We start from the raw sequence: 14934 nt of genomic DNA on the forward strand, positions 1-14934 counted from the left end.
GGTTTCACGAGAACTCGTTTATCAAACCCACTAACCACGCGACAAAATTTTTTTATAAATTTTTTACATTTTTTTCATAATTTACTGCAATACTTTTTCAAGAAAATTCCCTACATGCTCCCTGTAGGCATCAGGCCCTGCGATTATTGACTCCGCATGTCCTGCCCCGGGAATCATATAGATTTCTGCATATCCAGCAGTTGCCTTCTTCATGTCTTCAGAGTTCTTAGGAAGAATGAAATCATCCTCAGCACCGTGGATAAAGAGAATAGGCAATGTGTTTTCCGGAAGAGAATCGATAGGTCTCATGTCTTTTAATGACAAATGAAATCTCATTCTGGCGCCAAAATCTGCAATTTCGAAGAGCCACGCAGGCAGTTTCCTGTTTACGTACGCACCTCTGATCACATTCTCAATATCAGAGAATCCACAGTCAGCAACAACAAAATTTATTTCAGGCTTATATTTAAGCGCTGTTATGGAAGTCGCAGCTCCCAAAGACTCACCATGAATACCTAGAACAGCTATATCCGCAAAGCGCTCTCTGGTATCCTCTATCACTCTGCACAGATCTTTTGCCTCATAAATACCGTATGTAGTGCAGGTAGGAGTATTCTTCCCATGTCCGCGAAGATCGTAGAGCACGCAGTTAAAGCCATAATCCAGGTACATCTTAACGTACTTAAGATCCCCGTTCCTGTTGTCCGTATAGCCATGGGAAATGATCATGTATTTGTCAGTAGGCTCAGGATTCTTTAAGTAAAGTGCATGAAGAACGTAGCCCTCATGCCCCTCAATAGTATATTCTGTCTTCTCCAGAGGATCGTAAAATGAGGTGTCATAGTGCTCCTTCTGCCAGTCAAAAGCTTCCTCAAGGGTCTGCCTCTGCCCTGTCATCACGTAGCCTGCCATCCACCAGCACAAGCCAAGAAACAGTATGATCAAGACTATAACAATACATACCAATATCATCAGTTTCGTAACCCCCTACCCCTCATTTATTATGTCAAAAGACCTTTTGTCTTGGCCGTAAGCATGTTCAAAACCCGCTTTTTATCAAGGCTCCACAGTGGCTCTACCAGAAGTTTCCTCGGTCCGTCACCGGTCATCCTGTGCACCACAGTCTCTTTCGGCAAAAGAGCTATTGCCTGTGCCACAACATCAGTATACTCCTCCATGGACATAATGTGAAACTCTCCATCTCCTCTTTGTATGCTATCCATGTATTCCCCATACATGTCAGCCCCTTTAAGGATCTGAAGATTCTGTATCTTGATGCCATCAAGCACAGGTTCAAGGCTCGCCAGGAAGCGAATCGTATCCAGCATATCTTCTTTGCTCTCACCGGGAAGCCCGAATATCACGTGCACGATAACCGTTATCCCGGCCTCTTTAAGGCGCCTGTATGCATCCTCAAAAACAGACAGCTCATATCCCCTGCGGATCCTTGTTGCCGTTTTCTCATGGATGGTCTGAAGCCCCAGCTCTATCCATACAGGTTTTATTGCCGAAAGCTCTTTTAACATATCCATAACTTCCGGCCCCAGACAATCCGGCCTTGTTCCGAGGGAAAGCGCCACTATATCATCGCGGCTTATGGCCCTTTTGTAGAGCTCTTTTAACCGGTTCACATCACCGTAGGTGTTGGTGTAAGACTGGAAGTATGCGATAAAGTGCCGGGCATCAGTCTTACTGCGTATCAGCTCCTTGGCCCTTTCAATCTGCGCATCGATATCAAAAAACTCCGGTGATGAGCTATGGTCCTGATCTCTGATGAAATCGGGACCCTGTGCAAATTCACCGGAGCCACCCTCCGAGCAGAAACTGCAGCCCCCATATCCAACACGGCCGTCCCTGTTTGGGCAGCTGCAGCCTGAGGATAATGAGAGTCTGTAGATCTTCTCACCATATGTATTTTTCAGATAAGTTGATAGTTTAACCGGCATTGTTGTTTACGTTGTTGTTTGCGTAATTGCTGTTAGCCTGCTGAAATCTAAGGGCATTGAAATAATTGCTGTTCTCTGCTGTATATCCGAAGCGTACCTGTGGATTGTAGTACTGGATAGCATTAAAGATCGTCATCTCAGCCTGTTTCTTCTTGGGTGTGAAAAGACTCATCTCAGCAATGCCAAGCTTTCTGAAATCGCTGGTATATACCTGGATATTTGAATAGATCGGAATGAAATTGTATCTCTGTGTAAACTTGTAAGTCCAGAAAATATTTGCATAAGGAATAACAGCGCAACGGCTTCCAAGGCTTACAATAAATCTTGGTGTAAGATATGTATGCGCCTGCTTAACATAAACGGCCTGAGGGCTGTCAAGCTCAGCTGCGATAAGCTGCTGATCCATCTCTGACATACGTCCGAATGCGCTGCTGAATCTTGAAAGCTCGATGATACCTGCAATCAAGGTGATAAGTCCGAACACTATAAGCATCAGTGTTGCAAAGAGAAGGAGTCCCTCAGCATGTGTGATATCGTGAACGGAAAGCGCCACATCCTGGAAGTACCAGTCGAAATCTTCTCTGTTTATGATCTCTTCAGGATCATCTTCGTCTTCGTTATATACCTCGATTGCCAGATCGATAACTTCCTCATCAAGCTTGGAAATGGTACCTATGCACTCATAGCTGCCGTTTTCTTTGACCTGCTGTGCTATCTCGTTATACTCGCTCTCGCTGCACTCGATGATATAAAGATCATAACCATCAGCTACATAGTAGAACTGGCGCGCCTCTCCGTAGCTTCCGATGCCATAGGGCTCCTCTGTTATATCTATATAAACATAGATATCTTCATCGAGCAGCTCATCGTTGTATGCCTGGGCAAATGCGACCTTATCAAATCTCCTGTCTACCCTGATGTTCTCCCTCAAAAAGAAGCATGCAACTGCTGCAAGCAGCATTACTACTCCTACGATAAGGCATGCGACTTTCCCCCTGCGTGCCTTTCTTACCTTTGGATGATTCTTAAAATTCATTTTCTAACTCCCACTTCCTAACAAAACAATTTTAATTTCAAACGTCATAAATCTACCATATAACGTCTTGGATTACAATGTCGAAATGGGGAGTTTCCCAAATCACGTCAAGTATTTCTCGTATTTCGAGATGTCTTTTGCAGTTAAAAGAGCTTTCACAAGAACGCCATCTTCCTGATATTCGGAGGACTTTACAACGCCGCGGCTGTTAAGCTCTCCAAGAATAGCACCTTCCTTATATGGAAGAAGCATCTCTACTTCTGTCTCGCCCTCAGCAAACTTTTTGTCGATAACCTCGATCAGCGCATCAAGACTTTCCTTGTCCTTGGCCGAGATATAGACTCTGTCAGCACCTGTTCGCGGAAACTCAATCGGAAGACTTCCGCTTTCTATCTGCTCATCCTGAAGGATGTCTGATTTGTTAAAGACATAGATAACCGGGATTTCTCCTGCTCCTATCTCCTGAAGAGTCTGCTGGGTGACCTCCATGTGATGCCTGTACTCAGGGTCAGAGAAATCAATGACTTCCAAAAGCAGGTCTGCAAACTTAGCCTCCTCAATGGTTGAGCGAAATGCCTTAACCAGGTCATGGGGAAGCTCACTTATAAAGCCTACGGTATCCGTTAAAAGAAATGGTCTGTGGTCCTTCGGCTCAATCTTTCTTACGGATGTATCCAGGGTTGCAAAGAGCATGTCTTTTTCAAAAACCTGTTTGTCTTCTGTTCCGGAAACGCCGTAGAGATCAATGAGTCCGTTCAGTATTGTTGATTTGCCCGCATTGGTATAACCCACAAGTGCTACTTCCGGAAGACCAGAGCGCATTCTTCTGCCCCTTTGGGTGTCGCGCTCTTTTTTGATTCCTTCAAGATCGCGCCTCAGCTCTGCCATGCGGTGCTCAATGCGTCTTCTGTCCAGCTCTAGCTGTTTCTCACCTGAACCCTTGTTGGATAATCTTCCGCTTCCGCCTCCCTGACGTGAAAGAGATGTCCTCATGTGAGCAAGTCTCGGAAGCATGTACTGGAGCTGTGCAAACTCAACCTGAAGACAGGCTTCACGGGTCCTGGCTCTTCTGGCAAAGATCTGAAGGATAAGACCTGTTCTGTCGATGACCTCAGTGTCCAGCGCCTTTTCAAGGTTTCTTGCCTGCATCGGAGAAAGAACTCCTCCGACAACCACCAGGTCAATGTCGAACATATCAAGAGAAGCGGCAATTTCTTCTACTTTACCGCTTCCTATGTAGGTGCTTCGATCAGGAGATGGCAGGGACTGAGTAACCGTCAGGGCTGTCTCAATGTCGATTGCTTTCACAAGCTCTTTTAACTCATCCATGGACCTGTCAAAGTCGGATGAACTTATTCCTGTATTAAGTCCCACCAGAACTGCTCTGGTGGGACGTGTCTGTGTAATGTTTTCTATCATGTGTTTACTCGTTTCGTCAGATCATTGCGTAATCAGGAGCAAGGCCCTTCTCATCTACCTTGCAGGTAAACAGGCACCCGTCATAATCTCCGGAGAGCTCGTTTCCGCTGGTTGTGATAAAGAGTTCGTCTAAGTTATCTCCAAAGAAACAGCAGGAAGATACGTGCTCTGCAGGAACTTCTACAAGTGCAAGAAGTTCGCCGGTCTTTGAGCTTCTCTTTTCTATGCGCCTTCCGCCCCAGACTGCTATCCAGAGGTTATCCTCGCTGTCGATGCACATTCCATCGGGCACTCCGTCATCAATATGGATCAGCTCCGTGCGATTTGCAATATTTCCTGTCTCGAAGTCATAGTCGTAGACGAAGACTGCATGGTACTCGGAATCAGCAAAGTAAAATTTGGTCCTGTCGGCGCTCCATGCCATTCCGTTGGCAATGATGGTATCAGGCTGCATCAGGGCAACTCTTCCGTGTTCATTTCTGTATAGATCGCCTGAGGGTTCTATCCCCTCGCCCTCTGCCATTGAGCCAAACCAGAGTCTACCTGCCGGGTCAGCCTTGGCGTCGTTGGAGCGATGGTAAGTTTCATAGATGTCTTTTAAACTGCGGTTCAGAGAAATCTCTTTTCCGTCATAAACATAGAGTCCATCGGCAGCTGCAACCAGATAAGAACCGGCCTTCTCAGAAGGAACTGCTGCTCCGATCTTCTGGCCAAAGTCTGCCTGCTTCATCAGGCCTCCGGCTTCTATAATGTAGAGCTTGCCTGCGATAATGTCTACAAAGGAGCGGCACTTTGTTCTTGGATCATAGAACGGTGACTCGCCCAAAAGATATTTTCCAAGTCCGAAAGGTTCTGCTTTGTATGTCTTCATAGGTTGGCCCTCCTGTAGCTTTAGTTTACTCGGCGATTGCCTGCAAGGACTTCACGATAGTCCTCAAGGTTCTTTCTAAGGAGAGTAGGTATCTCAAGTTCGTACGGGCACTTTGAAAGGCATGCTCCGCAGCCTATGCACTCCTCAATCTTATTCATCTCTGCCTGCCAGTGGTCAGAAAGCCAGCTCTCACTGGGTGCACGGCGAAGCATCAGAGACATACGGTTACACTGATTTATCTGAATGCCCACGGTACATGGCATGCAGTAGCCACAGCCTCTGCAGAAGTCTCCCATAAGGTCTTTTCTCTCGGATTCGATGAAGGCCTTCAGCTCATCATCAAGCTCAGGGGTGTTGTCCATATATGAGAGCCATTCATCAAGCTCTTTTTCCTTCTGGATACCCCAGATGGGAACTGCTCCGTCAAACTGGCTGATGTAGGCCATTGCTGCCTTTGAGTTGGTTATAAGTCCGCCTGCAAGACCCTTCATGCAGATAAAGCCAACGTTGTTCTCGTTGCACATCTTAATGAGGTCAGCCTCCTGGTCGGTTGCAAGGTAGCTGAAAGGATATTGAACGGTCTCATAAAGTCCTGATTCTATCAGCTCTTTTGCAATGCCGATCTTGTGGGCTGTTCCGCCGATGTGACGGATCTTACCCTGCTCCTTGGCTCTTAGCATGCACTCGTACATGCCTGTGCCATCGCCGGGCTTCCAGCACTGTCCCATAAGGTGGAACTGGTAGATATCGATGTAATCGGTCTTTAAGTTATTTAATGAAATGTCCAGCTGTTGCCAGAATTCTTCAGGTGTCTTGGCTGCTGTCTTGGTGGCGATCACGATCTCGTCTCTCTTTACATATCCGTCGCCAAATGCTGCGCCAACCTTCTCCTCGCTGTCGGTGTAGGCTCTTGCTGTGTCAAAGAATCTCATTCCGCCATTATAGGCCTTTCTGAGGATCCTGACTGCATCTTCCAGAGGGATTCTCTGGATCGGAAGTGCGCCAAAGCCATTCTGTGGTACTGTTATGCCTGTGCGTCCCAGTGTTATGTTCTTCATAAGAAATCTCCTTCCGGATATCAAACTATATTTAAAGTGTCCGGTGTGACTTTGCATTTAAGATTTAAGACCTGAACTCCTGCACTTATCGCCTCATAAAAGGCTTTGGCAAATTCAGGGTCTGTTTCGATGTTGGGCTCAACATGGTCAATCCCCTCGCCTTGGATCACGAAGGCGATGATTGCTTTGTATCCCGCTTCCCGGGCTTGTGCGAGTTCGCGCAGGTGCCTTGCTCCGCGCTCTGTGGGAGCATCAGGGAAAAGACCTATCCCATTCCTAAAGAGAGTACAGCCCTTAACTTCCATGAGATATTTTTCCGGGCCTTTCTCCATGTAAAAGTCTATTCGGGAATCGCCGTATTTGTACTCCGGTTTTACCAGGTCATATTCGCCAAGGCGCTCAAGATACTCTTTTACCACCTTGTTGGGTGCCTGGGAGTCAATGTTTATGATCTTGCCATCATGTTCAACTGCCACCAGGTCATAAGGCGTCTTGCGCTCGGGATTCTGAGCTTTCTCAAGATATACTGTGCTGCCCGGAAGCAGAAGTTCTCTGCATCTGCCGGTGTTCTTGACGTGGACGGTAAGCTTCTTGCCATCAAGCTCTACTTGAGCGATGAAACGATTTGGGCGGGATATGAAATTGGCCTGTACTACTTCGGTGTAGGTCATGTGGGGCTCCTTGGGGTTCAACCGCCGAGGAACTGGCTAAGGTCAAACTCTTTCCCTGTGTGATTGTAATATATCTCCTCATAACTGCAGCCCTGATCCTGAGGATCAAAGTCTACATCACGGACGTGTGACTTCATCGGGTCGTCATCGGAGATCATGGCATAGGCCAGGTTGTGGACTTCCCACTCGTATACCATATCATCTGCCGTACGGTAGCTCACCATGTCTTTTCCATGGATCTGGTGCAGGTCAATGAGGGCCTGACATATGATATACATGTCAGCCTCGATGTTAATATCGTAGGAGTTCTTGATCTTCCAATGATCCGTGGTATGGATTGCTGTGTACTCTTTGTTGTCGTAAGTAAACGTGTAATTCTTGCCCTGATCGTCCTGTGATGTTAGGGCAATGTCTTCAGCGGATGTCAGAAGGCCAGTCTGTATGGATGATATCGCCGATGAGATATCCTCTTGAGTGACATTATAATTGCCGGCTTCATCCATGGCTTTCTTGGCAGCTTCCTTGGCTCTTTCTTTTGCTTGCTGTGCAAGGTCCTCGGCTAAATCCTTGGTGTTTTCTGCTACCTGTTTTGCTGCTTCTTTGGCAGCCTCTTTGGTAGCTTCTTCTATCTTGTCTTTTGATTCGTCGATGACTTGACTTGCAAGACTCTGAGCTGCTTCTGTAGCTTGCTGTGTCAGGTTGTCTATCATCTGAGATGCCTCATCTGAGCTTGCTTCTATTGCCTGATCTGCGATATCGCTAAGGCTCTCAGGGATCATGCTGCAGCCTGTGAGTGCAAGGGCGACAAGCACTGATGCCATGGCAGGCCTTATGGCCGGTATTCCAGTCGATGTTGCGATTCTTCTTTGTTGATTTTTTTTCATTTGGAACTTATTCATCATTACTTTTTAAAGATTATCCTTAATTTTCTGTATGAGCTCCTCGTACTCAGCATCTGTGAGGAACTTCTGCTGTGGGTTCATCTCGAATACTCCGCCCCACTCAAAGCCGTCCTTGTACTTCGGTACAAGGTGCATGTGAAGATGGCAGCCTGTATCGCCATATGCGCCGTAATTTACCTTGTCAGGATTGAAGGCTTTGTGGATAGCCTTGGCTGCTCTGTTAACATCTGCAAAGAACGCATTTCTCTCCTCATCTGAGATGTCAACGATCTCGCTTACGTGGTCTTTGTAAGCTACTATGCATCTTCCAAGGTGGCTCTGCTCCTTGAACAGAATGAGCTGGCTCACTTCAAGGTCACAGATCTTGATTCCGAACTTTGCGAGAGGCTCTCCTCCTACGCAGTATCCGCAGTTGTTGTCTATAGTCATTTTAATTTCCTCCGTGATATGTTGTGTTTTGCTATTCTATTTTACTCTGTTATAGCTGCTGTAAAAAGGGTTTTATATGAAATTGGGCGTTATGTAATTCATTTTGGTATTCGTCTATGTACTGTCTTGATAAATCCTACTGTCTGACATGAAAAATTGTATTAGGACAGTAGTCATAATTGTCATGTTCAGCACATCACTACTGTCTAGAAGCCAAAACTCCCATGAGACAGTAGTTTGTTCTCATCTAATCATCTCTTTTCGCATCATGCCAACGAAATAACTGTGTTTTTTAACTGTCCTTTTGACAATTCTTCCATAGGACAGTAGCCCTGAGCAAAATGAGGTGTAATTGTCTACTGTCCCTTGAGCAAATCTGTCACAGGACAGTAGCCTTCTCTGTAGGCGATGTTATAATTTACTGTCCTTAAAGAATATTCCATTACAGACAGTATCATTCACACCCCCTATGTTTTTATTCATGTTCATGCTTTCTTCTAGAGAATCACGTAATTGTTATCTGAACCAAGGCTTAGTTCTAAATCAGCTTTCTTGGAGTGCTCCAGACATAAACTGACGTTTCGCATATCGCTGAAATCCACGAACTGCTCGGCTTTTTCACGGCTGTTACCACTCTTTTCCTTGCGGTCAACAAGGCGACTTCTTAGCATATCCGGATCTGCGGTGATCTTGACGGTATAGTCTGCAAGGCTGGATAATTCGGACCATCCGGGAGTATCCAGAAGCAAATAATTGCCTTCAAGAAGCAGTATATCTGCGTCAATACTGATAGCATCCTCTACCGGGTTATGAAGATGTCTGTCATAGGTTGGCCATGCTCCTTTTGTGCCTGCAAGTACCCCCTCTATGCTCTCTCTAAGCTTGTCCAGATCAAAGGTCTCCGGACACCCTTTTACATCAACCATCCTGACTTCTGCGCCATCTACCATCATATAGTGTTCTGTCAGATATTCCTGTCTGCGATGGAAGCCGTCCATTCCTATAGCCTGCACCTTGAATTCCGGAATAATGTCTTTTGCCAAATATTCCAGAAAGCTCACCAGGGTACTCTTCCCCGCACCGGGAGGCGCAGCGAGCATCACCAGCAGTGTTTTGTCCTTAGCCTTGCGCAGGCTAGACAACCTCTGCAGAAGCGGTTTGAAGATAGTGTCGATACTCTCTGCACTATAGCTTGCATGCACGTCTATTCCGTTGATGTTGATATCGTAATCCATGTATTGCTCTCTCCTACTATTAAAGAAAAGGGCCGACATATGCCAGCCCCTGATTTCTTACTTTTCTGTCTCTTATTCTGCGTCAGCCTTCACCACATCCGCATACTTAAAGCCAACAACAGACTGAAGGTCTGCCGGAGCAACCTCAACCTGGAAGCCGACTTTTCCTGCGCTGACGAATATGTGGTCATACTCTTTAGCCACTTCATGCAAAAATGTCGGGAACTGCTTCTTCATTCCAACGGGAGAACACCCGCCATGAACATATCCGGTAAGAGGTAAAAGATCTTTTTGCTTGATCATGGCAATCGCCTTCTCGCCTGCTGCCTGGGCAGCTTTCTTAAGATCCAGCTCTGCCTTAACCGGAACTACAAAAACATAATACGCTCCGCTCTTAGCCTGCGTTACCAAAGTCTTAAAGACCTTATCCGCATCCTCTCCAAGGATGGCTGCAATCTCCTCGCCGGACATGGTTGCATCCGGCTCGTAGGAGTGGCTCTTGTATTCGATTTTCTTCGAGTCAAGGACTCGCATTACGTTGGTTTTATCGTCTTTCTTCATTAGGTTCCCTTTTTAATTTGCCACAGCATCAGCGAATTGTTCTATTTCTTCTTTGGCTTATATACATTCTTAATCTACTAATATTCTTGAAATATATCGCAAAATTCAAAAGAAAAACAATGCTCAAGACATATCCCAATACCTTAAAGGCCATGATTGTCCACTCAAAATACGAATCAACCATGATAACCAGATTACTAACTAAGAGCATACATATAGCTACTTCCAAAATATCTACAATACACTGCTTTACAGTTTTACTAATTGACCACTCAACCAAATGCTTATTATTATACACTATCATCCATATTATTTGGTAACTCAGCGCGATTACCGTGCCTATAGCCACACCTATCAAGCCCATATATAAGACTACAGCGACAGAGATAATAATGTTTAATAATGCTGCCGTAATATAACATCTTTGCGTCTGTTTATAGTGTCCTGCAACCAAAATCATCATATTATAAGGCAATCTTAAACAGTGCAACGCATTTGCCAGTGTCAATAGCAAAGCAAAAGCAGGCTGATAATATACTGCATCTGTCACTCCGCGTGTATATAACATGATAAATGGCGACAATAATAATGCGGTAGAACAAAAGATGATAATTACAATTGTATGTATCCCCCACTCCAATACAGAAAAAGCATCAGTTATACTATCTTTGTTAGATCTGGCATAAATCTCACCAACCGCAGCCTGTACACCACCACAAGCATTCAATATGGCGTTTTTTATTGCACTGACGACTAAATAATGTACAGCATATATCGATACATTATTAAGCGTAGAGAACAATGTAAGCACTATGTTGTCAGTTCCATCCAAAATAATTGCTGCAACGTGTTGCGCAACTCCATACCATTTTTGCTTTATAGGTTCCGTATCATAATTGATGTTTCTGTCTATATCAAAATGCAAGTCTACATATTTTCTCACAATTAAAGCTCTGCTCAAAAAAATGACTGCAGTCACAATCTTAACAGCCTGAATTGAATGGCCATTTAAAATAAGAATCATACCAAACACAGTGGTAACAATTGAAACCGCAATCTGAGAAATATAGTAAACATATCCATTCTGACTTGCCACTAACAGCAATCTATCAGTAATTCCAATATAGAATTGAGTAAAATGATTAGCACCTATTGCAAGGATCAGAACACATAGAAATAACCAGCTATAATTACCTTCAATGATTTTAGGAAAAATGACAACTAATAGTGCAGTATAAGCAATGATTATTATCGCTATTTTCTGAAAATAGCGCTTTGCAGATGTTACAATTCGACTTATTTCAACCATATTGCCATCTGCAATAGGTTTATACAGAGACGATTGGACAACTGCTCCAACCCCCATATCTAGAAATGTTATAAACGCAAAAAACTGTGTGATGGAATTAACTGCTCCATTTACTCCTGAACCAAAATGCAACAATATAAAACGCGGCAAAATAAAACCACACACTATTGAAACTACTTGTTGTAATATTGAAAAACCTGTGTTATATAGCAGTTTTCTTTTCATATATTCACTCTATCCAAATACATTCAAATCCTTAGCATTCATCTGAATACCATTTTCATGTGAGTATACTTATATGCGAATAAAGATGTATAAAATTATACACAATAGCCGCGTATGAAAGCGTTATGATCGATATGTAAAAAAGCGTACCTATTCTATTTTTATTAGTTTTTATTATCACCACAATCATGAGGCTATATGTAAACCCTATCAAGTAAAACATTCTTGAAAAAAGGTCTTTTATTATAAATGATCCTAGCGTAACCATATGAAGGAGTCTTAGATATCTTACTATGCCTGCCAATTCAGCATCTAAATCCGTGTTCACTCCTGCAAGATATATCATATCAATCACGCCTATCATGAGTAAAACAACAGCAATCCTATAATCAATAACTGTATATGACAAATATTTTGTGATGCTTCTTCCGAAGGATGTCAATAACGGGATATTTGTCGACAAAAATAGCTTTGCCAAAAAGGGACAAATTAATGACCACACAAATATAATATAGAATTTACCTTCTATCTTTTTGGTCATTTCGTAAAATAGGAATAAAAAAACAGGTATGATAGCAGATTTATGTATAAGCAATGCTACGATAAAAAGTATCATCGCATCCACTTTCATCCAAAACTTGTCCTTATACATCAACATTTTTACCGTTCCCAATGCGACGATCGAAAACGAACAAGTATTTCTCAATCCTGAATATAAATCATTAAAATTAACAAGCGCAAACAAAACACTTAAATACAGAAAAAACTCTCTACTTTGAAGAGTATATTTGCTAGTAACAATCCTAACTAAATTCCAATTGGCAAACAGTGCAATACCGACCATTATTACCGGTAAAAAATGATTGTTTCTAATCTTTATCCCTACAAACCAGCATATATACTCCCAGATCATCTGACCATGTTGTTTTCCATATAAAAAAGGATCAAACTTCCAAAGGCTATACCGTCCTATGTTATATCTAAAATGTCTATATAAGTCCAATTCAACATTCGGGACAATAAAATAACCTAAAACAGCTGCACAAACTATGAAAAACAAATATCCCAGTAGCAAAGTTTTCCTTGTAACATATATCCCACAGAAAGCCTTAACTATCTTAGTAACAAAATATGCACTTATCGCAAAAACAACACCCTCAAGTATTATCATATTTATCGCTCTTATTAACTTTAAAGCTGTAAAATGTTATTCACGAAATCCATCCACTCAGCACAGATACTATCTTTTAGGTACCTTTTCATACTCACTCTAGCATTACCGGCGATTTTTTCCCTGGTATCTTCATCTGAAATTAGCAACTGTATTTTTTTGGCTAGTTGTGTTACATCATTAACTCCAACCAAGAATCCATTATAACCATCAGTGATAATCTCCCTGCAGCCGCCGTTTTCAGTATCAGTAGCTATGACAGGGAATCCCATTGCCATTGCTTCCATCAAAGCGTTCGGCATACCTTCAAACAGAGATGACAAAACAAATATCTTGTCATTCTTTATCCTCTCATGAACATCCTGGCAAAAATCCTCGAAATATATGTTATTTGCACTTTTTTTACTCCGGGCATACTCAACCAAACGTTTTTTTTCGCTGCCACTGCCATAAATGACCAGTTTAAAGCTTTTATTATTCGTCCAGACCATATCATAAGCGTCAATCAACATCGGATAGTTTTTTTGAGGATGTAGTCTTCCAATCGAAACAATAGTATCTTTTGTTGGTATTCTCTGTGGAAGATCATCTATAATAGGATTTGGAATAACCTTACCTCTTGATGATATTCTCTTTGGATAATAATCCATTGCTGACTGTGTCTGAAAAACAACCCCATCTGCCAAAGGAAAAAAGATGCTCCTGGCAATTCTTCCACGCCATGAAATCAAATCTCGTTTAGGATCATTTCGCTCAGAAATAACTACTTTAGTTCTGCCTATAAACAGCTTGGCCATGCAACAACAAATATTGCAGTAAAAACCGCCTCCTATCAAAACATCAAATTTATGTTTTACAGTATTACTAACTATAGTATATGCATCCCTGAAGATGTTGTTTCCACAGAGCTCCTCAATTCTAATAACATTTGGCTCTAAATGATACTCATTTTCACCACTTTTTCCGGACAAAATAAATGTTCTGCAATCATCCATAGACGAAAAGCCATTTGCAATGAGCGAGAACACCCTCTCAGAACCTCCACCTGTCAATTTTCTAGTTATAATACAAATCTTATTCACATTTATCCTCTAAAACCTTGCCATATTCTTCGTGTGCACATTGTGCTATTTGTTTCCATGAACAGAATTTTCTGATATAGTCTCTTGTTCTTTGAATATACCCATCCTTGTCTCTATTGTATTCATTTATGGCGGTCAATAATACTCTGGCGATATCCTTGTAATTCAAGTCGCAGCACCATCCCAATCCATTCTCAATAATGATTTTCGAAAAATTAGTTCCCTCGGTGACTATGCATGGACATCCATTAGCTAATGCTTCTAAAACAGTCATTGGCATTCCTTCATATCTCGAAGTGAGTATCATTATATTATTTTCCTGAAAAGCCTTTACCTTATCTTCTCCATAAACACTACCGCACATTTGCGTATTGATTTGGTTTCTCGTTTTTGTCCTCATTACTCTATTGCTTTTTTTATTTCCACTTCCATATATACTCACCTTCACCTCGACCATATTTCTGACGTAGTCAAGCGCTTTAATAAGTATATCCAACCCCTTATGATGTATATCCAATCTACCAATATAAAAAACAGATGTTTCTTGTTTCTTTGGATATATCAATTCTGTTACTTCACATCCATTTGGCACAATAATATGTCTGGGAAATTCAATAATCGATTTTTCCATTTCATCCGAATTCAAATAGATTACCGAAGACGCATTTCTAATCATTCTTGCAAACAAAGTTCTATTAGCCACAAACTTTTTTATCTTGGATTTATTTTGTGCTTCACGCACAAAAGCCCCATGAGGCTCAATACAATACGGAATTCTAAGCGAAGCGACAATCTTGCTTACCGACAGATACTTATAATAATAAACACCATGAAAGATAATGATATCCGGATTATTGCTTATCAAATACTTCTCTATTTCGTTATCATGGTTTAAATAACTAATATACCGGCTTTCTATTTCACTCTTAGTTGCACAGACAGAAAGAATAAAAGCATTATCACCAACAGCATTCTGCGCTTCTACCAAACTACAAATAGCTGTTGGCATGCCACCTTCC

The 14934-nt window shown here is 42.5% G+C and carries 15 protein-coding genes; all 15 read right to left on the reverse strand.

The window, feature by feature from the left end:
• Positions 1 to 81 precede the first annotated feature (81 nt).
• Complete coding sequence (locus G632_RS0113110; RefSeq protein ID WP_022769773.1) at positions 82 to 972, reverse strand: alpha/beta hydrolase; 891 nt, start codon at positions 970 to 972, stop codon at positions 82 to 84.
• A gap of 29 nt (positions 973 to 1001) precedes the next feature.
• Positions 1002 to 1946 (reverse strand): TIGR01212 family radical SAM protein, encoded by a 945-nt coding sequence (locus tag G632_RS0113115; protein ID WP_022769775.1) that lies wholly within the window; start codon positions 1944 to 1946, stop codon positions 1002 to 1004.
• A complete protein-coding gene (locus G632_RS0113120) occupies positions 1936 to 2982 on the reverse strand; it encodes a hypothetical protein (protein WP_022769776.1) in 1047 nt (348 codons plus the stop codon). The genes G632_RS0113115 and G632_RS0113120 overlap by 11 nt, the downstream gene beginning before the upstream one ends.
• Positions 2983 to 3084: 102 nt before the next feature.
• On the reverse strand, positions 3085 to 4401 hold the full coding sequence (gene hflX, locus G632_RS0113125) for a GTPase HflX (RefSeq protein WP_022769777.1): 1317 nt from the start codon (positions 4399 to 4401) through the stop codon (positions 3085 to 3087).
• A 16-nt stretch (positions 4402 to 4417) separates the two neighbouring features.
• Positions 4418 to 5272 (reverse strand): SMP-30/gluconolactonase/LRE family protein, encoded by an 855-nt coding sequence (locus G632_RS20075; RefSeq protein WP_022769779.1) that lies wholly within the window; start codon positions 5270 to 5272, stop codon positions 4418 to 4420.
• 20 nt (positions 5273 to 5292) lie between these two features.
• Positions 5293 to 6330 (reverse strand): aldo/keto reductase, encoded by a 1038-nt coding sequence (locus G632_RS0113135; RefSeq protein ID WP_022769780.1) that lies wholly within the window; start codon positions 6328 to 6330, stop codon positions 5293 to 5295.
• A gap of 20 nt (positions 6331 to 6350) precedes the next feature.
• On the reverse strand, positions 6351 to 7001 hold the full coding sequence (gene sfsA, locus G632_RS0113140; protein WP_022769781.1) for a DNA/RNA nuclease SfsA: 651 nt from the start codon (positions 6999 to 7001) through the stop codon (positions 6351 to 6353).
• 17 nt (positions 7002 to 7018) lie between these two features.
• Positions 7019 to 7885, reverse strand: coding sequence for a hypothetical protein (locus tag G632_RS0113145; protein ID WP_155828888.1), 867 nt, complete (start codon positions 7883 to 7885; stop codon positions 7019 to 7021).
• Between the two features lie 24 nt (positions 7886 to 7909).
• Positions 7910 to 8332, reverse strand: coding sequence for an HIT family protein (locus G632_RS0113150; protein ID WP_022769784.1), 423 nt, complete (start codon positions 8330 to 8332; stop codon positions 7910 to 7912).
• Between the two features lie 497 nt (positions 8333 to 8829).
• Positions 8830 to 9567 (reverse strand): nucleoside/nucleotide kinase family protein, encoded by a 738-nt coding sequence (locus G632_RS0113160; protein ID WP_022769787.1) that lies wholly within the window; start codon positions 9565 to 9567, stop codon positions 8830 to 8832.
• A gap of 72 nt (positions 9568 to 9639) precedes the next feature.
• Positions 9640 to 10128 carry a Cys-tRNA(Pro) deacylase gene (gene ybaK / locus G632_RS0113165; protein WP_022769789.1) on the reverse strand — a complete coding sequence of 163 codons (489 nt, stop codon included), beginning with the start codon at positions 10126 to 10128 and terminating at the stop codon, positions 9640 to 9642.
• Positions 10129 to 10156: 28 nt separating this feature from the next.
• A complete protein-coding gene (locus tag G632_RS0113170) occupies positions 10157 to 11662 on the reverse strand; it encodes a lipopolysaccharide biosynthesis protein (protein WP_022769790.1) in 1506 nt (501 codons plus the stop codon).
• Between the two features lie 55 nt (positions 11663 to 11717).
• Entirely contained in the window at positions 11718 to 12833 is a 1116-nt protein-coding gene (locus G632_RS0113175) for an EpsG family protein (RefSeq protein ID WP_022769791.1), read from the reverse strand.
• Positions 12834 to 12853: 20 nt separating this feature from the next.
• Entirely contained in the window at positions 12854 to 13915 is a 1062-nt protein-coding gene (locus G632_RS21375) for a glycosyltransferase (protein ID WP_022769793.1), read from the reverse strand.
• Positions 13908 to 14924: a glycosyltransferase gene (locus G632_RS0113185; RefSeq protein ID WP_026512583.1), complete on the reverse strand. Its 1017-nt coding sequence runs from the start codon at positions 14922 to 14924 to the stop codon at positions 13908 to 13910. Before G632_RS0113185 ends, G632_RS21375 begins: the two co-directional genes overlap by 8 nt.
• Between the last annotated feature and the right edge of the window lie 10 nt (positions 14925 to 14934).

Origin of the sequence: Butyrivibrio sp. NC2007 (assembly GCF_000421405.1) — a bacterium.
Classification (GTDB): Bacteria; Bacillota; Clostridia; order Lachnospirales; family Lachnospiraceae; genus Butyrivibrio.